The organism is Cellulosimicrobium sp. AB352 (assembly GCF_049538415.1).
In the GTDB taxonomy this organism is placed as follows: domain Bacteria; phylum Actinomycetota; class Actinomycetes; order Actinomycetales; family Cellulomonadaceae; genus Cellulosimicrobium; species Cellulosimicrobium funkei.
In genome coordinates this window covers 97,210-113,308 of record NZ_JBMVFX010000013.1, presented here as the reverse complement: position 1 = coordinate 113,308, position 16,099 = coordinate 97,210, and the positions used below count along the sequence as shown (strand labels likewise).

Here is a 16,099-nt window from a genome sequence, read left to right as displayed (position 1 = left end):
GACGCGCGGAGGTCGGTCACCAGCCGCGCTCGGCCAGACGGTGCGGGACGGGGATGTCGTCGACGTTGATGCCGACCATCGCCTCGCCGAGACCGCGCGAGACCTTGGCGATCACGTCGGGGTCGTCGTAGAACGTCGTCGCCTTGACGATGGCGGCCGCGCGCTGGGCGGGGTTGCCGGACTTGAAGATGCCCGATCCCACGAACACGCCCTCGGCGCCGAGCTGCATCATCATCGCGGCGTCGGCCGGGGTCGCGATCCCGCCGGCGGTGAACATGACGACCGGGAGCTTGCCGGTCGCGGCCACCTCCTTGACGAGCTCGTACGGCGCCTGGAGCTCCTTCGCGGCGACGAACAGCTCGTCCTCGGGGAGCGACGTGAGGCGGCGGATCTCCCCGCGGATGGTGCGCATGTGCGTGGTCGCGTTGGAGACGTCGCCCGTGCCGGCCTCGCCCTTGGAGCGGATCATCGCGGCGCCCTCGGTGATGCGACGCAGCGCCTCGCCGAGGTTGGTCGCCCCGCACACGAACGGGACGGTGAACTGCCACTTGTCGATGTGGTTGGCGTAGTCCGCGGGCGTGAGGACCTCGGACTCGTCGACGTAGTCCACGCCGAGCGACTGCAGCACCTGCGCCTCGACGAAGTGGCCGATGCGCGCCTTGGCCATCACGGGGATCGAGACGGCCTCGATGATCCCGTCGATCATGTCCGGGTCGGACATGCGCGAGACGCCGCCCTGCGCGCGGATGTCGGCGGGCACGCGCTCCAGCGCCATGACCGCCACGGCCCCGGCGTCCTCGGCGATCTTCGCCTGCTCGGGCGTGACGACGTCCATGATGACGCCGCCCTTGAGCATCTCCGCCATCCCCCGCTTGACCTTCGCGGTGCCGACCGCGCCGGCACCCTCCGTGGTCGCGGCGCCCGGGGCGCTCTCGGCAGGGACGTTCTGGTCGGCCACGTTGGTCACCGGTACCTCACACCTTCAGGTCAGGGGAACGTCGCGCGCTCGCGCGCGGACGCCGTCGAACAGGCTCGACGGCACATGCTCCCACGCGCTCCCCATCCTATCGCCGGGCCGTCCACGGCTCCGGTCCCCGGACCGGCCGGGAGCGGGCCGCCGAGCCCGGTACGGTCCGCGAGAGCCGCTCCTCAGTCGGGCGTGGCCGCGGTGGCGACAGGGCGCACGAGCGCGTCGGGCGCGGCGTCGTCGAGCTCGACCGTCACGGGCATCGGCGCGTGGCCCGCGAGGTGGAACAGGCGCACCCACCACTTGCTGCGCACGCGCAGCGCCTGGGCGACGGCCTCGTTGTGGAAGCGGCGCGCGAGCTGGGCGCGGTACCACGCGGCGGACAGCGTGGCGAGCAGCTCGTCGCCCGCGGGGACCGACCGCACCTCAGCGAGGTCGTCCGCGTCCTCCAGCGCGGAGCGCAGCGTCGCGGTGAGGTCGCTCTCCGCGAGCGCGCGCGACTCCGCCATGCCGCCCAGGAGGCGCCGGGGGCGCGGCCCGTCCGCCGGCACGAGGCCGGGAACCTGCTCGCGGAGCCGGCGCGCGTCGGCGTCGTCGTCGAGGACGGCGTGCGCGGCCTCGGCGACGAGGACGGAGCTCGCGGGGTCGAGCTCGCCGGACGCCGCGAGGTCCACGGCGGCCGACGCGCGGCGCACGAGCTGGGCGTCCAGCGCCAGCCGCGACGCCATGACCTTGCGGTGGAGGCGGTCGAGCCGCGACGCGGCGACCCACAGCAGCCATGCGGCGAGGGCCGCGACGACGAGGACGAGGACGGCGGTCTCGGACCAGGTCACGGGCGACCCTCCTCCTCCTCGCGGACGCGGCCCAGCAGCCGCCCGCCGCGGCGCGAGCGCGGGTCCTCGTGCACGGGGATGACCGCCTCGGACGCCGCGAGCACCATGTCGTAGACCGCGGAGACCTGGTCGGTCACCGCGGACCAGTCGAACCGCCGCACGAACTCGGCCGCACGCGCCCGGTGCGCCGCGCGGGCGTCGGGGTCCGCGAGGACGTCGACCACCGCGCGGGCCAGCGCCTCGGGGTCGCCGACGGGGAACAGCACGCCCGCGGCGCCGTCGTCGAGCACCCGGCGGAACGCGCCGAGGTCGCTCGCGACGACGCACGCCCCGGCGCTCATCGCCTCCACGAGGACGATCCCGAAGCTCTCGCCCCCGGTCTGCGGGGCGATGTAGAGGTCCACCGACGCGAGCAGGCTCGCCTTGTCCTCGTCGCTCACGCCCCCGAGGAACTCGACGGACGACGCGTGCGCGCCGAGCGCCTCGATCGCGGCGTCCCGACCGTCGTCGCCGCGCCCGGCGACGAGGAACCGGGCGCCGGGGAGCTGCTCGAGGATCCGCGGGATCGCGGCCGTCAGGACGGGCAGGCCCTTGCGCGGCTCGTCGAGGCGCCCGAGGAACGCGATCGTCGGCGCCTCGGGCGTGCCCTGCCAGGCCGGGCTCGGCGCGGCGTCGGCGAACGTGTCGACGTACACGCCGTTGGGGATGACGACGGCGTCGCCGCCCAGGTGGTCCACCAGCGTGCGCCGCGCGTCCTCCGAGACCGCGATGCGCGCGTCGATCTTCTCCAGGCTCTGCCGTACGAGCGGGTAGGCGACCTGCAGCGCGCGCGAGCGCACCAGCGACGTGTGGAAGGTCGCGACGATCGGGCCCTGCGCGATCCAGAGCGCGAGCATGCTCAGCGAGGGCGTCACGGGCTCGTGCAGGTGCAGCACGTCGAACCGTCCCGCGTCGAGCCACCGGCGCACGCGGCCCGCCGTGCGCGGCCCGAACGTGAGCCGCGCGACCGAGCCGTTGTAGCGCACCGGGACCGCGCCGCCCGCGGAGGTGAGGTAGTCCGGGACGGGCGTGTCGTCGTCGGCCGGGGCCAGCACGGAGACCTCGTGGCCCCGCGCCATGAGCGCCTCGGCGAGGTCGCGCACGTGGAACTGCACGCCGCCGGGGGCGTCGAACGAGTAGGGGCACACGATGCCCACGCGCAGGCTCATGCGGCACGCTCCGCGTCCGGGGCCGGCTCGCCCGCCGTGGCGCGCGTGCGCGCGTAGCGCTCGGGGTCGAGGTCGTCGACGAACACCTTCTGGAGCATGTGCCAGTCCTGCGGGTGCTCGCGGATCGCGACGCTCAGCGCGTCGACCCAGGACTGGGTCGCCGCGGCCACCCGCTGGGCGCGCGGGACGTCCATGGCGATCTCGACGCGCGGGAAGAAGCGGATGACCAGGCCCCAGGGCGAGCCCGCGGCCCGGCGCCGCTCCCCGCGCAGGCGCTCGTAGAAGATGCCGGCCGGCACGAGCGGCGCGCCCGTGCTCACCGCGAGCGCCGCAGGCCCGGCCGCGACCCGCGCCCGCTCGCCGAAGAGGTCGACCTCGATGCCGCGGTGGGTGAGGTCGCGGTCGGCGAGCAGCGGGATGATTTTCCCCGGCCGGCTCGCGCCGCGCACGAGGTCGCGGAAGACGTCGCCGTCGCCGAGCGCGAGGATCTCGAGCCCGAGCCCGGTGCGGAACGCGAGGAACTCCTCGAACAGCTCGTCGGGCTTCAGCCGCTCCGCGACCGTGAGGACGGGCGCGATGTGCGGGGTCGCGTACGCGCCCGCGAGGTCCCAGTTGCCCTGGTGGGACAGCGCGAGCACCGGGCTCCGGTCGCCGTCGAGGTGCTCGGCCAGGTGCTCGTACCCGACGAGCCGCACGCGCGCCTCCACCTGCTCCGGCGTCCAGGCGGGGAGCGTGAAGGCCTCCCGGTAGTACCGCATGTACGACCGCATCCCCGCGCGCGACAGCCGGCGCAGGGCGCGCGGCGAGAGCCCGGGCCGGACGCGCGCGAGGTTGCGCTCGAGCTGGCGCACCCCCCCGCCGTGCAGGAGCCACGTCACGTCGGCGATCGCGTCGAACAGCCCGCGCAGGAGCGGGTCAGGCACCTTGCGCGCGTTGCGCCAGGCGAACGTGAACGCCTTGCCGGCGTCGAGGGCCATCAGCGACCGTCCTCCGTGTCGTCGGTCCGGGAGGCGCTCGCGGAGAGGGCGAGCGCCTGGCGGCGCACCGTCGCGACGCGCTGCACGACCGTCACCGCGCTCGCGAGCGCGAGCAGGCCGAGCACCGCGACGAGCACGACGGGCGGCAGGCCGAGGCCGACGAGCCCGGCGGCGACGAGGGCCGCGACGAGGCGGTCGGCACGCTCGGCGATCCCGACCTGCGCGGTCATGCCGACGCTCTCGGCGCGGGCCCGCGCGTACGGCACGACGGCGCCGAGCGCGAGGCACGCGAGCGCGACGACGGTCCCCCCCGCGGCGAGGTCGGGCGTGAGGCGCGGGTCGTCGGCGCGGACGAACCACAGCGTGAGCCCGACGAACACGGCGGCGTCGGCGAGCCGGTCGAGCGTCGAGTCGAGGAACGCGCCCCAGGGGCCTGACCGGCCGGCGCGGCGCGCCATGACGCCGTCGAGCACGTCGGCGAAGGCGCAGACCATGACGACCATGACCCCGGCGAACAGGTGGCCCGTGGGGAAGAGCCACAGCGCGCCGACGACGACGCCGAGCGTCCCGGTGACGGTCACCGCGTCCGGGCTCACCCCGACGCGCAGGAGGAACGCGGCGAGCGGCGTGAACAGGCGCGTGGTGAGCGCGCGCAGACGACCGAACATCAGGCGTCGTCCCCCTCGCCGGTGGTCGGCCACGCGTCCGCGAGCCGCGCCCGCGTGTCGGAGAGCAGCTCCGGCACGGCCTTCGTCTGCGCGACGATCGGCAGGAAGTTCGCGTCCCCCGCCCAGCGCGGCACGACGTGCTGGTGCAGGTGCGCGGCGATGCCCGCGCCCGCGACCGCGCCCTGGTTCATGCCGAGGTTGAAGCCGTCGGGCGCGGACACCGCGCGCACGACCCGCATGGCCGTCTGCGTGAGGTGCGCGACCTCGACCGTCTCGGCCTCCGTGAGGTCCGTGTAGTCGGAGACGTGCCGGTACGGCACGACCATGAGGTGGCCCGGGTTGTACGGGTAGAGGTTGAGCACGACGTACGCCGTCCGGCCGCGCGCGACGATCAGCCCGTCCTCGTCCGTGCGGTCCGGCACGCGGCAGAACGGGCACTCGCCGCGCGAGTCGTCAGCGGGCTTGTCCTGCCCGCCGATGTACACCATGCGGTGCGGCGTCCAGAGCCGGTCCAGGCCGTCGTCGAACCGGGGGTGTGCGTCCGGCGTCTCGACCGTCGCACCGGTCGCGGGGTCGGGTGCGGCGCCCGGCGCGGCCTCGTCGGCCGCGCCGGGCGTCCCCGTGCGCTCGTCGCTCACGCGCCGTCAGACCTGGACGCGGTCGCGCACGGCGGAGACGATCCGCTCGACGGCCTCGGCGACGGGCACGCCGTTGTCCTGGCGGCCGTCCCGGTAGCGGAACGACACGGCGCCCGCCTCGGCGTCCTCGCCGCCCGCGATGAGGACGAACGGGACCTTGCGCGTGCTGGCGTTGCGGATCTTCTTGCCGAACCGGTCGTCCGAGTAGTCGACCTCCGCGCGGATCCCCTGCGCCCTGAGCTGCGCGACGACGTCGGCCACGTAGTCGTTGAACGGCTCCGCGACGGGGACCGCCACGACCTGGACGGGCGCGAGCCACGCGGGGAACGCGCCGGCGTAGTGCTCGACGAGGATGCCGAAGAACCGCTCGATCGAGCCGAACAGCGCGCGGTGGATCATCACGGGACGCTGGCGCGTGCCGTCGGACGCCGTGTACTCGAGCTCGAACAGCTCCGGCTCGAAGAAGTCGAGCTGGATCGTCGAGAGCTGCCACGTGCGGCCGATCGCGTCCTTCGCCTGGACCGAGATCTTGGGGCCGTAGAACGCCGCGCCGCCCGGGTCGGCGACGAGCTCGAGGCCCGACTCCGTCGCGACCTGGCGCAGGACCTCGGTCGCCTCCTCCCACGTGGCGTCGTCGCCCACCGACTTCTCGGGGTCGCGCGTCGACAGCTCGAGGTAGAAGTCGTCGAGCCCGTAGTCGCGCAGGAGGTCCAGCACGAAGGAGAGCAGCGAGCCCAGCTCGTCGCGCATCTGCTCGCGCGTGGTGTAGATGTGCGCGTCGTCCTGCGTGAAGCCGCGCGCCCGCGTGAGCCCGTGCACGACGCCCGACTTCTCGTAGCGGTACACCGTGCCGAACTCGAACAGCCGCAGCGGCAGCTCGCGGTACGACCGCCCGCGCGAGCGGTACACGAGGTTGTGCATCGGGCAGTTCATCGGCTTGAGGTAGTAGTCCTGGCCCGCCCGCTTGACGTTGCCGTCGTCGTCGAGCTCCTCGTCCAGGTGCATCGGCGGGTACATGCCGTCGGCGTACCAGTCGAGGTGGCGCGACGTCTGGAACAGGTTCGCCTTGGTGATGTGCGGCGTGCTGACGAACGAGTAGCCGGCCTCGACGTGCCGCTTGCGCGAGTACTCCTCCATCTCCATGCGGATCGTCGCGCCGTTGGGGTGGAACACGGGCAGGCCCGAGCCGATCTCCTCCGGGAAGGAGAACAGGTCGAGCTCGTTGCCGAGCCGGCGGTGGTCACGCCGCTCCGCCTCCGCGAGCCGCTCGAGGTACGCCTTGAGCTCGTCCTTGGTCGGCCACGCCGTGCCGTAGATGCGCTGGAGCTGCGGGTTCTTCTCGCTGCCGCGCCAGTAGGCCGCGGCCGAGCGCATGAGCTGGTAGCCGTTGCCGATCAGGCGCGTGCTCGGCAGGTGCGGGCCACGGCACAGGTCCTTCCAGACCACCGTCTCGCTCTCGCGCCCGGCGCCGCGCACGTTGTCGTAGATCGTCAGCTCGCCGCCGCCGACCTCGACGTTCGCGCCCTCGGTGTCGTCCGCGGTGCCGGAGCCCTTGAGCCCGATGAGCTCGAGCTTGTACGGCTCGTGCGCGAGCTCGGCGCGCGCCTCGTCCTCGGTGACCACGCGGCGGCGGAAGGTCTGGCCCTCCTTGATGATGCGCGACATCGCCTTGTCGAGCGCCTTGAGGTCCTCGGGGGTGAACGGCGTCTCGACGTCGAAGTCGTAGTAGAACCCGTCCGTGATCGGCGGGCCGATGCCCAGCTTCGCGTCCGGGTTGACCTGCTGGACGGCCTGCGCGAGCACGTGCGCGGCCGAGTGCCGCAGCACCGCGAGGCCGTCGGGCGAGTCGATCGTCACGCCCTCGACCACGTCGCCGTCCGCGACGGGCGTGTCGAGGTCCTTGAGCTCCCCGTTCACGCGGATCACGACGACGTCGCGACGCGACGCGAACAGGTCCGTGCCCGTCGTGCCCGTCGTCACCGTGGTCTCCTCCGCGTCGAGGGTGATGGTGAGTGGTGACGAGACGACGTCAGACACGTCCGTGCTCCGTTCTGTGGCGGGAGGCGCGCGCGGCGCCCGGTCAGGTCCCCCGGCGCCGGGTCGTCCCCGACAGCACGAAGGGCGCCGTCGTGGACGGCGCCCCTCGATCGTACCGACCCGCAGGTCAGTCGTTGGCCTTCTTCGCCTTCTCGGCGAGGGTGTCGACGTGCCGGTCGACGGAGTCCGGGGCGACCGACTTGATCTTTCCCGCGACCTCGTCGATGCGCTCGTCGGTCATGAACTCCTTGGCCTTGTCGATGCGCTCTTCGGTCATGAACTCCTTGGCCTTGCCGAGGAGGTCGCCGAGGCCGCCCCGGTCCTTCGGTGTCTGCTCGCTCATACCGGCTCCCTCGGGGGTCGTGGTGCGCGCGTCCCGCGCCGGGCGGCGGCCGTCCCGCGCCCGCACGAAACGCTACCCGGCGGCACCACGCCGCGCGACGGGGCACCGGCAGCGGCCACGACCCGCGTGACCCGCCGGCCCGGACCGGCGCACGCACGGTCCGGGCCTGCCAGAATCGGCCCATGGACGACGACGTGGCACCCGGGGAGCGCACCGCGCGCGTCTTCCGGCACCGGCTCAACGAGCTCTTCGCGCGCGGCCGCGGCGGGCGTCCCGTGACCAACAGGGAGGCCGCCCACTGGATGACGGAGCGCGGATACTCCATCAACGAGGCGTACCTCAGCGCCCTGCGCGGCGGGCACCGCTCGTCGCCCAGCCTGCGCGTCGTCGAGGGCATCGCCGCCTTCTTCAAGGTGAGCACGGGCAGCCTCGTCGACCCCGAGGAGAGCCCCGACGACCGCCTGCGCGCCGCGCTCGCCGACGAGGGCGTGGAGCAGTTCGCGCTGCGCGCCCAGGGGCTGTCGCCCGAGAACGTCCGCGCCATCATCGAGATCGTCGACCGCGTACGGAGCCTCGAGCACCTCCCACCCGTGGCACCGCCCGGCACGCCCCACGGGCACCCTCCTGCCCCGGAGGCCGACCATGGATGACCTCCTGCGCGCCGCAGGGCTCGACCGCGCCCGCAGCATCGAGGAGGCGTGCCGCCTCGTCGCCGCGGCCCGCGGCAAGCCGCTCGAGGTCGTCGAGGGCGACCTCGGCCCCGGCGTCACCGGCCTGTGGCTCGCGTTCCCCGAGCGCGACCTCGTCCTGGTCGACGCCCGCCAGACGCTCCCCGGACCCCACCGCGACCACGTCGTCGCGCACGAGCTCGTGCACGTCCTCGACGCGATCCGCCCCGGCCCCGCTCCGGGCCCGGTCCCCACCGGGTGCCGCGACGAGCACGACGACCCCGCCGAGCAGCGTGTCGAGCGCCTCGCGAGCGAGCTGATGATCTCCATCGCGTCGCACGGGAGCTCGGCGGCACGCCTCACGTCCCTCGAGCTCTACCGGTGAGCCACGTGCTCGACCTCCTCGCCGCGGCCCTGTTCGTCACCGCCGCCACCTGGACGGCGCTGCGCGCCCGCACGGGCACCGACGCGGCTCTCCCGCTCGGCCTCGCGTTCGTCGCGGTGGCGTCAGCGCTGCGGGTCCCGGCCGTCGCCGAGCTCCTCAAGACGCACGCCCCCGGCGGCACGCACGAGGTCGCCAAGCACGTCGCGCTCGTCGCCGGGTGCCTCTTCGTCGGCGTGTGGGCGTACAGCACGACGACCGGGCACGCTCCACGGACGCGGCACGTGGCGCTCGCGGCCGGTCTCGTCGGCGGGGCGATGGTCGCGCTCGCGGTCGCGAGCGGGCCGTGGACGACCCTCGACCTCGACGCCCAGAGCTCCGGCCGGCCGCTCATGTGGGTGTACCGCGCGCTGTACTACGGCGCGTTCGTGGCGGCGACCGCGACGTTCGCCGTGTCGTGCGTCCGCACGCGCTCGCGCCGCCCCGTGCGGCTGCGGTGGGGCATGGACGTCGCGGCGGCCGGGGCGGTCGTCGCCATGGTGTGGGCCGTCCTCAGCTTCGTGGCCGCGCTGCTGCACGAGCCCGGCAGCGCCGAGCCGTACCTCGTCCTCGGCGTGCGCACCAGGTACCTCGTGCTCGCGGCGAGCGTCCTGCTGACGGTCGGGATCGTGGGCCAGCTCGCGTCGTCGGCGGCGTTCGCCCGCGAGCGCCGTCGCGATCTCGGGCACCTGCACGCCTTCGTCGCGGCGACCGTGGGCGGCGGGGGCCTCCCCGGGTCCAGCGCGGCGGTGGACGAGTACCACCGGACCATCGAGATCTTCGACGGCCTCGCCGCGCTCGCGCTGCACTCGCGTCGGGACGACGTCGACCACGTGCGCGTCGTCGTCCCCGGCAGCCCGCGCGAGGTGATCCTCGCCTACCAGCTCCAGCTCGCGGCGACGCGGCGGGCCCGGGGTGACGCCCCGAGCGTCGACCCGGACGACTGGTCCGACCTGCTCGCGGACGACGACGCGCTGCGTCGGCTGGGCCGCGCGCTGCGCGACCGGACGAGCACGGAAGGGACGGCCCGCGTCCTCGCGGGCGTCTGAGCCCGCCGGGCCCGACGCCAAGCTCCCCCTGCGCGCTTGCCCCCGCGCCGGGCCTCGGCGGGCGGGCTCAACCTACAGACAGACGCACGGGGGCGCAACGTGCCTCACAGTTGAAATCTCAACGGTCCTGGGGTGTCCGTGGAGGACGGCTCGGGACGCCGACCGCTCGCGACGACACCGCCGAGGCGATGACGCCCGGGGCGGCGTCCACGACGACCGGCAACCCCTCCGTGCCCCCTGCGCACGGAGGAGGAGCGACGTCCGCACGACCCTCGAGGACCGGCAGGACGACCACCGGGACCGTCACGGCAACGCTGCGGCGGGTGTGCCCGGTGGCGCGGACCGCCTTCACCGGTCCTGCGAGCACTGTGCCCGGCAGAGGGGCACCGTGCAGGCTGGGCGCCCGTCCAGGATCTGTCGCGCGCCGCCCCCTCCCCCCGGGACGAGGGCGTCCGGGGGAGCACTTTGCCCCGTTTCGTCATGGACGATCCCCCCTGCACCGGGGTGCTCGCCGGTGCGGAGCGGCGTCAGATTTCACCCGCTCGACGTGCGCCGGATCCCGGGTGTCACGTGCGCCACGGTTCACTACCGTTCTTCCCATGACGGGAGCGGAACGCACCGAGCGGAAGGCGCTGCTCACCCAGGTTCTCGGGGGGCTCGCGCTCGCGGTCCTCGCCGGGTGCGCATCCGCCCAGCAGACCTGGGCGGAGACGATGGAGCAGGTCGACGGCGTCGCGTCGGTGGAGTACGAGTTCCGCGACAACCAGCTCGTCGGGCCCGACGACCACGAGGCGACCGTCCGGCTCGAGGACGACCTCGGCGCCGAGCAGGTGCGCCGCCTCGTCGAGACGAGCTGTGCGCGCGACGCGCCCCTCACGCGCCTCACGCTCACCACCGCGGCACCGGACACCGACGAGGCCGGGTCGGTGACCCTCCAGAACGCGGCGCCGTACGACAGCGCGTGCCTCGCCGAGGAGACGGTGGCCGGGTTCGCCGCCGCGAGCACCGCGATGGGTCGTCTGCTGCCGGGGTACGACGGCGACTTCTCCTCGCCGGGGTTCACCGCGGGAGCGGCGCCCTCCCCCGACGACCCCGACCGCGCGCTCGTCGTCGTGACGACGTCCGCCGAGCGCGCCCGCCTGCTCGACGCGCTCCGCGCGCTCCACGACGAGGGCACGGCGCTGCCGCTCCGTTACGTGGGGTGGTGGGACCGCGACCCGGGCACCTCGGCGACGAGACCTCTGGTGGCAGAGCTCTCGCCCGACGCGGACATGGAGGTCCTGGCACCGTTGATCCGCGGCGCGTTCGAGCTCGGCGTGGACGACGTCGAGGTCACGGACCGCGCGATCACCGTCACCCCGCCGCCCGGCGCCGTCGCGGACGCCGCCGCGTGGCAGCACCTGGCCGACCAGACCGCGGGAGCCGGCGTCGGGCTGGAGGTCGGGACGCCGAGCGAGCCGGACGCCACGACCGGCTGACTCCGGACGACCGCCAGCGCACCCGGGACACGAAAGAGGCCGCCTCCGCGGGTGCGGGGACGGCCTCTGCTCGGTGGGCGATACTGGGTTCGAACCAGTGACCTCTTCGGTGTGAACGAAGCGCGCTACCACTGCGCCAATCGCCCGAGTGCGTGGTCGATACTAGCCTGAAACGGACCGGATCGAAAAACCGGCCGCCGTCACGGGTCGAGACGCTCGCGACGACGCCGCTCGAACAGGTCCCGCGCCGCCACGGAGAGCTCCCCCGCGGCCACGTCCGCGCCGTCGAGCCAGGTCACCGGCTGGACGTTGCGCACGGAGCCGGTGAGCAGCAGCGCCGACTCCCCCGCGGTCACCTCGTCGAGCACGCCGAACGGGAGCTCGCCGGGACGCGCCTCGCGCGCGGGCAGACCGTCCTCGGCCGCCCACTCGAGCAGGAGCTCGCGCGTGATGCCCGCGAGGCAGCCCGAGGACAGGGGCGGGGTGACGAGCTCGCCCCCGCGCTCGACGAAGACGTTCGCCCCGGTGCCCTCGCACAGGTCGCCGGTCGTGTTCGCGAGGAGCGCCTCGTCGCCGCCCTTGCCCACGGCGTCGGCGAGCGCCACGACGTTCTCCGCGTACGACGTCGTCTTGAGCCCGGCGACGGCGGAGCGCTCGTTCCGGGTCCAGGGCGACCGCACCGCGCGGCCGGCGGGACGGATGACCGCGGGGCCGACCGCGACGACGACGGTCTGCTCGCCAGGGGTGCGCCCGGACCCGAGCGGCCCGACGCCGGCCGTCACCGTGATGCGCAGCCGGCCCACCGGCCCGGCGCCGGCACGCGTGCGCGCGTCCGCCTCGGCGAGCACCGCCTCGACGCCGTCGAGCACGCGGCGCTCGTCCGGCGCGTCGAGACCGAGCCCGGCGGCGGACCGCGCGAGCCGGCGCAGGTGGCGCGTGAGCGCGAAGGCGCGGCCGTCGAACACGGCGCACGTCTCGAACACGCCGTCCCCGACGGTCAGGCCGTGGTCGACCGCGCTGAGCGCGACCTCGCTAGGCGACACGAGGCGCCCGTCGGCCCAGATCACGAGGTTCTCGGTCGTGCTCGCGGACGTCGGTGTCGTGGCGGCAGGGGTGCTCATGGCTCCAGTGTGCCCGAGGCGAGGCCGACGAGGCGGCGCGCCTTGAGCTCGGTCTCCTCCCACTCGCGCGCGGGGTCGCTCCCCCAGGTGATCCCGGCGCCCGTGCCGAAGCGCAGGACGCCGTCGGACCACCAGAAGGTGCGGATCCCGACGGCGAGGACGGCCTCGTCGCCGTCGACCCAGCCGACGGCGCCGCAGTAGGGGCCGCGCGGCACGGGCTCCAGGGCGTCGATGATCCGCAGCGCGGACGACTTGGGCGCCCCGGACACCGATGCCGGCGGGAAGGTGGCCTCGAGCAGCGTGGGCCACAGCGCGGCCGAGCCCGCGAGCCCGGCACGCAGGCGTCCTGTCACCGTGCTCACGAGGTGCACGAGGCCCGGGTGCTGCTCGACCGCGAGCAGGTCCGTGACCTCGACGGTCCCCGGGTCGCACACGCGCTGGAGGTCGTTGCGCACGAGGTCGGTGATCATGACGTTCTCGGCCCGGTCCTTGGCCGTGAGCCCCACGGGGGTGGGCGCGGTGCCCTTGATGGGTCCGGACGTCACCGCGCCGCCCGCGACGCGGAGGTACAGCTCGGGCGACGCGCTGACGACCCACACCGGGTCGACGCCGGACCCCGCCGGCACGTGGAGCACGCCCCCGTAGGGAGCGGGGTTGCCCCGTGCGAGACGACGCGCGAGGGCCCGGGCGTCGGGCTCGCCGCCACCCGGGCCGACGAGCGGGGCCGCGAGCACGCGGCACACGTTCGCCTGGTAGACCTCGCCCTCCCGGACCTCGTCGCGCACGTGCGCGACGGCGGCCTCGTAGCCGGCCCGGTCCAGGGAGCTGCGCCACGCGGACGGGTCGGGCCCGCGCCACGGGTCGGCCTCTGCTCCCGCGGGCGTGGCGCCGTCCAGGTCCGACGGGGCGAGCCGCTCGGCGAACCGCCACGCGCGCGCCCGGCCGCCGCGGGCAGGGCCGTCGAAGTCGGCGACCACGAACCACGGCCCGTCGTCGGCCAGACGCTCCGGCTCGCGCCGGAGGTCGAGGCACTCGAGCACGCCGCTCGCGGCGCGCCCGGCGAAGCGAGCGAACCCCGGCGCGGGTGTTCTCCCAGGTCCTGGCACGGGACCACGCTACCCAGGACGCACCCTCCGCCCGGACCCCCGCCCCCGAGCACCGGCCGCGGGCTCGGCGGGGCCGGTTGGACGCCGGACGCGAACGTGGACTAATGTCTGGGACGCGCCGGAACGCCGGAGGGCCGGGGGAAACGCTCCCCGAAGCTCCAAGGTCCGGCCGCGCGGATGTGGCTCAGTTGGTAGAGCATCACCTTGCCAAGGTGAGGGTCGCGGGTTCGAGTCCCGTCATCCGCTCGGAGGCCCACCCTCCCGCCGCCCACGTGGTGGCGGAGGGCAGGTCGCGGTGGAGTGGCCGAGAGGCGAGGCAGCGGCCTGCAAAGCCGTATACGTGGGTTCGAATCCCATCTCCACCTCGCAACAGCACCACCCCTCTGGGGCGATTGGCGCAGCGGTAGCGCGCTTCCCTGACACGGAAGAGGTCACTGGTTCGATCCCAGTATCGCCCACGAGTACGACGAGAGAGGCCGCCCCGGCACCGTCCGGAGCGGCCTCTCTCGCGCCGACCATCACCTGGACCGGATGCACGGGTCCGGGCGGAAGTCGGCTAGTATGTGCTTCGCGCCGATCACCACGGGGCTCGTGAGAGCCCTCGACGGATCGGCCGCGCGGATGTGGCTCAGTTGGTAGAGCATCACCTTGCCAAGGTGAGGGTCGCGGGTTCGAGTCCCGTCATCCGCTCGGAGGCCCACTCTCTGGCCCGCTCCCCCGGGAGCATGAGAGGACGCGTCTCAAGGTGGAGTGGCCGAGAGGCGAGGCAGCGGCCTGCAAAGCCGTATACGTGGGTTCGAATCCCATCTCCACCTCGTATGCAGCACCCGGGCGATTGGCGCAGCGGTAGCGCGCTTCCCTGACACGGAAGAGGTCACTGGTTCGATCCCAGTATCGCCCACCACTCGAAGGCCGTCCCGGCGCCGGGGCGGCCTTCGTCGTCTACTCTCGGCGCATGCCCGACCAGCGCCCCGCCCACGACGTCCTGCCGCTCGGCGCGGCCCCGCGTCCCACGACCGCCCCCGAGCTGCTCGCACGCCTGCGGCCGGCCGTCCTCGACGCGCTGGGCCCCGAGGTCGAAGGCACGGCGGCCGTCCGGCTCGACGCCGACCTCGAGGGCGCGGACGTCGCTCGCCTCGACGTCGACCTCACGGGTGTCCGGGTCCGCGTGGGGGCGGACCGGCCCGCCTCCTCGTCCGGGCGCAGCACCTCCCCGACGGTCGACGTCGAGCACGTCCGCTCGCGCGAGGACGCGGTGGTGCGCCGGCTCCGGGTCGACGCGCACCCGCTCCTGGTCGACGACGTCCCCGTGGACGTCACGGCCGAGATCGAAGGACTGCGCTTCCGCTGGGTCGAGGGCGCCGACGGGTCGCTCGCCGTCGAGGGCGTCGAGCCCGACGACGCCGCGCCCCTCGGCGGGCACGTCCGCGTCTCGGCCCCGCGCGAGGCGGTCCTCGCCACCGCCCGGAGGATCGTCGCCACCGAGCTGCAGAACATCGGTCTCACGCTGGCCTCGCTCGACGTCGACCTCGTCGCGACGGGGCCGCGCACGGTGTCGCTCCAGGCGTTCGCCCGCGTGCGCAAGGGGCTGCTCTCGGCGAGCGTGCGCGCGACCGGCACCGCCGAGGTCGACGCGCGCATGGTGCTCACCGTCCGCGACCTCGAGCTGTCGAGCCGCAACCCCGTCGTCGCGGCGCTGCTCGTGGTGGCCCGCGGCGAGCTGGCGAAGGTCGAGGGGCGCCACGTCGACCTCGCGGCCGACCTGCCACCGGGGGTGCGGGTGGCGGACGTGCGGGTCGAGGCGGGCGAGCACCTCGCGGTGACGGCCCGGCTCGCCTGACCCCGGTCTCTTGTGGCGCTCCTCACACGCACGTAGCGTCGAGGCATGTGCCGGAACATCACGACCCTGCGCGGCCTCGAACCGCCCGCGACCGACGAGGAGATCGAGGCGGCCGCGCGCCAGTTCGTCCGGAAGGTCACGGGCATCCAGCGCACGAGCGCCGCGACCGAGGAGCCGTTCGAGCGCGCGGTCGACGAGGTGACCGCGATCGTCGCGCGCCTGCTCGACGAGCTGCCCGAGCGCCGCAACCCGCCGACGACGGTCCCGCCCCTGCGGCGCGAGGAGGTCCGGGCGCGCATCGCCGCCCGCGAGGCCGCCGAGCGCGAGCACGAGCGGGCGCACGCGCTCGGGATCGCGCACACCCACTGAGACGGGCCGCGACGGCGGGTGCGGCGGGGTCCCGTCGGCGTCTAGGCTCGGAACCCGTGAACGACGCACCCGCCTCGCCCCCGCCCCAGGCCGACCGGCCCGAGCCCGTGAGCGCGACCATGCGCCGCGCCAAGGCGGACGCGCGGTCGGAGCACGTGACGATCGGGCAGGTCCGCGAGGACGCCGCCGGGCGGGTCACCATCGACTGCTCGTGCGGCATGCCGCTCACCAACGGTCCCGACTGGACCGTCGACGAGCACATCCGCCTGCACCGGGCCGAGGCGCGCTACCTCGCCCTCAGCGCCGTCGCCCCCGCGGGGATGCCGCGGCTCATCGCGGTCGACGCCGACCGCCTGCCGCGCGTCGACTGAGGGGC

17 protein-coding genes and 7 tRNA genes are annotated in these 16,099 nt (G+C 74.5%); 13 read left to right on the top strand and 11 right to left on the bottom strand.

What is annotated here, in order from left to right; translation table 11 throughout:
• Window positions 1-16: 16 nt before the first annotated feature.
• The 8 genes from pdxS to ACPCUX_RS11325 all read right to left on the bottom strand — a co-directional run bounded on the left by pdxS (window position 17) and on the right by ACPCUX_RS11325 (window position 7,671).
• A complete protein-coding gene (gene pdxS, locus ACPCUX_RS11360; RefSeq protein ID WP_034652135.1) occupies window positions 17-958 on the bottom strand; it encodes a pyridoxal 5'-phosphate synthase lyase subunit PdxS in 942 nt (313 codons plus the stop codon).
• Between the two features lie 191 nt (window positions 959-1,149).
• Window positions 1,150-1,800 (bottom strand): hypothetical protein, encoded by a 651-nt coding sequence (locus ACPCUX_RS11355; protein ID WP_061267249.1) that lies wholly within the window; start codon window positions 1,798-1,800, stop codon window positions 1,150-1,152.
• Window positions 1,797-3,002 carry a glycosyltransferase family 4 protein gene (locus tag ACPCUX_RS11350; RefSeq protein WP_423388780.1) on the bottom strand — a complete coding sequence of 402 codons (1,206 nt, stop codon included), beginning with the start codon at window positions 3,000-3,002 and terminating at the stop codon, window positions 1,797-1,799. Before ACPCUX_RS11350 ends, ACPCUX_RS11355 begins: the two co-directional genes overlap by 4 nt.
• Window positions 3,003-3,004: 2 nt before the next feature.
• Entirely contained in the window at window positions 3,005-3,985 is a 981-nt protein-coding gene (locus ACPCUX_RS11345; protein ID WP_396051492.1) for a phosphatidylinositol mannoside acyltransferase, read from the bottom strand.
• The gene (gene pgsA, locus ACPCUX_RS11340) at window positions 3,985-4,653 is read right to left on the bottom strand and encodes a phosphatidylinositol phosphate synthase (protein WP_423388776.1); all 669 of its coding nucleotides are present in this window, start codon (window positions 4,651-4,653) and stop codon (window positions 3,985-3,987) included. The genes ACPCUX_RS11345 and pgsA overlap by 1 nt, the downstream gene beginning before the upstream one ends.
• Window positions 4,653-5,291, bottom strand: coding sequence for an HIT family protein (locus ACPCUX_RS11335; RefSeq protein ID WP_409141742.1), 639 nt, complete (start codon window positions 5,289-5,291; stop codon window positions 4,653-4,655). Before ACPCUX_RS11335 ends, pgsA begins: the two co-directional genes overlap by 1 nt.
• Before the next feature lie 6 nt (window positions 5,292-5,297).
• Window positions 5,298-7,328 (bottom strand): threonine--tRNA ligase, encoded by a 2,031-nt coding sequence (gene thrS, locus ACPCUX_RS11330; RefSeq protein WP_081599789.1) that lies wholly within the window; start codon window positions 7,326-7,328, stop codon window positions 5,298-5,300.
• Window positions 7,329-7,455: 127 nt separating this feature from the next.
• Window positions 7,456-7,671, bottom strand: coding sequence for a hypothetical protein (locus ACPCUX_RS11325; protein WP_031316353.1), 216 nt, complete (start codon window positions 7,669-7,671; stop codon window positions 7,456-7,458).
• A gap of 182 nt (window positions 7,672-7,853) precedes the next feature.
• Here ACPCUX_RS11325 and ACPCUX_RS11320 point away from each other — a divergent pair, with 182 nt between their 5' ends.
• From ACPCUX_RS11320 to ACPCUX_RS11305, 4 genes are all read left to right on the top strand, one after another.
• Entirely contained in the window at window positions 7,854-8,321 is a 468-nt protein-coding gene (locus ACPCUX_RS11320) for a hypothetical protein (protein WP_086150342.1), read from the top strand.
• Entirely contained in the window at window positions 8,314-8,724 is a 411-nt protein-coding gene (locus tag ACPCUX_RS11315) for a hypothetical protein (RefSeq protein ID WP_423388775.1), read from the top strand. The genes ACPCUX_RS11320 and ACPCUX_RS11315 overlap by 8 nt, the downstream gene beginning before the upstream one ends.
• Complete coding sequence (locus ACPCUX_RS11310; protein ID WP_423388774.1) at window positions 8,721-9,809, top strand: hypothetical protein; 1,089 nt, start codon at window positions 8,721-8,723, stop codon at window positions 9,807-9,809. Before ACPCUX_RS11315 ends, ACPCUX_RS11310 begins: the two co-directional genes overlap by 4 nt.
• Window positions 9,810-10,408: 599 nt before the next feature.
• Window positions 10,409-11,287, top strand: coding sequence for a hypothetical protein (locus tag ACPCUX_RS11305; RefSeq protein WP_423388773.1), 879 nt, complete (start codon window positions 10,409-10,411; stop codon window positions 11,285-11,287).
• A gap of 74 nt (window positions 11,288-11,361) precedes the next feature.
• Here ACPCUX_RS11305 and ACPCUX_RS11300 read toward each other — a convergent pair.
• The 3 genes from ACPCUX_RS11300 to ACPCUX_RS11290 form a co-directional block, all read right to left on the bottom strand.
• Window positions 11,362-11,433, bottom strand: a tRNA-Val gene (locus tag ACPCUX_RS11300).
• A gap of 54 nt (window positions 11,434-11,487) precedes the next feature.
• On the bottom strand, window positions 11,488-12,408 hold the full coding sequence (locus ACPCUX_RS11295) for an aminotransferase class IV (protein WP_396051481.1): 921 nt from the start codon (window positions 12,406-12,408) through the stop codon (window positions 11,488-11,490).
• Entirely contained in the window at window positions 12,405-13,514 is a 1,110-nt protein-coding gene (locus tag ACPCUX_RS11290) for a chorismate-binding protein (protein ID WP_423388772.1), read from the bottom strand. Before ACPCUX_RS11290 ends, ACPCUX_RS11295 begins: the two co-directional genes overlap by 4 nt.
• A gap of 173 nt (window positions 13,515-13,687) precedes the next feature.
• On the opposite strand from ACPCUX_RS11290, the gene ACPCUX_RS11285 reads away from it, so the two are divergent.
• The 9 genes from ACPCUX_RS11285 (at window position 13,688) to ACPCUX_RS11245 (ending at window position 16,094) form a co-directional block, all read left to right on the top strand.
• Window positions 13,688-13,760 (top strand) — tRNA-Gly (locus ACPCUX_RS11285).
• Between the two features lie 48 nt (window positions 13,761-13,808).
• Window positions 13,809-13,879, top strand: a tRNA-Cys gene (locus ACPCUX_RS11280).
• Window positions 13,880-13,900: 21 nt separating this feature from the next.
• A tRNA-Val gene (locus tag ACPCUX_RS11275) sits at window positions 13,901-13,972 on the top strand.
• A gap of 159 nt (window positions 13,973-14,131) precedes the next feature.
• Window positions 14,132-14,204, top strand: a tRNA-Gly gene (locus ACPCUX_RS11270).
• Between the two features lie 54 nt (window positions 14,205-14,258).
• A tRNA-Cys gene (locus tag ACPCUX_RS11265) sits at window positions 14,259-14,329 on the top strand.
• Window positions 14,330-14,343: 14 nt separating this feature from the next.
• Window positions 14,344-14,418 (top strand) — tRNA-Val (locus tag ACPCUX_RS11260).
• Window positions 14,419-14,469: 51 nt separating this feature from the next.
• Window positions 14,470-15,354, top strand: a complete 885-nt coding sequence (locus tag ACPCUX_RS11255) for a hypothetical protein (RefSeq protein ID WP_144723152.1) — start codon at window positions 14,470-14,472, stop codon at window positions 15,352-15,354.
• Between the two features lie 45 nt (window positions 15,355-15,399).
• On the top strand, window positions 15,400-15,723 hold the full coding sequence (locus ACPCUX_RS11250; protein WP_034653086.1) for a DUF2277 domain-containing protein: 324 nt from the start codon (window positions 15,400-15,402) through the stop codon (window positions 15,721-15,723).
• Window positions 15,724-15,779: 56 nt separating this feature from the next.
• Window positions 15,780-16,094 (top strand): hypothetical protein, encoded by a 315-nt coding sequence (locus tag ACPCUX_RS11245; protein WP_332306497.1) that lies wholly within the window; start codon window positions 15,780-15,782, stop codon window positions 16,092-16,094.
• Window positions 16,095-16,099: the final 5 nt, after the last annotated feature.

Coding starts and splice junctions, on each gene's coding strand:
- ACPCUX_RS11345 (WP_396051492.1), bottom strand. CDS start 3,985: ATGGCCCTCGACGCCGGCAAGGCGTTCACGTTCGCCTGGCGCAACGCG.
- pgsA (WP_423388776.1), bottom strand. CDS start 4,653: ATGTTCGGTCGTCTGCGCGCGCTCACCACGCGCCTGTTCACGCCGCTC.
- ACPCUX_RS11325 (WP_031316353.1), bottom strand. CDS start 7,671: ATGAGCGAGCAGACACCGAAGGACCGGGGCGGCCTCGGCGACCTCCTC.
- ACPCUX_RS11320 (WP_086150342.1), top strand. CDS start 7,854: ATGGACGACGACGTGGCACCCGGGGAGCGCACCGCGCGCGTCTTCCGG.
- ACPCUX_RS11315 (WP_423388775.1), top strand. CDS start 8,314: ATGGATGACCTCCTGCGCGCCGCAGGGCTCGACCGCGCCCGCAGCATC.
- ACPCUX_RS11305 (WP_423388773.1), top strand. CDS start 10,409: ATGACGGGAGCGGAACGCACCGAGCGGAAGGCGCTGCTCACCCAGGTT.
- ACPCUX_RS11295 (WP_396051481.1), bottom strand. CDS start 12,408: ATGAGCACCCCTGCCGCCACGACACCGACGTCCGCGAGCACGACCGAG.
- ACPCUX_RS11255 (WP_144723152.1), top strand. CDS start 14,470: ATGCCCGACCAGCGCCCCGCCCACGACGTCCTGCCGCTCGGCGCGGCC.
- ACPCUX_RS11250 (WP_034653086.1), top strand. CDS start 15,400: ATGTGCCGGAACATCACGACCCTGCGCGGCCTCGAACCGCCCGCGACC.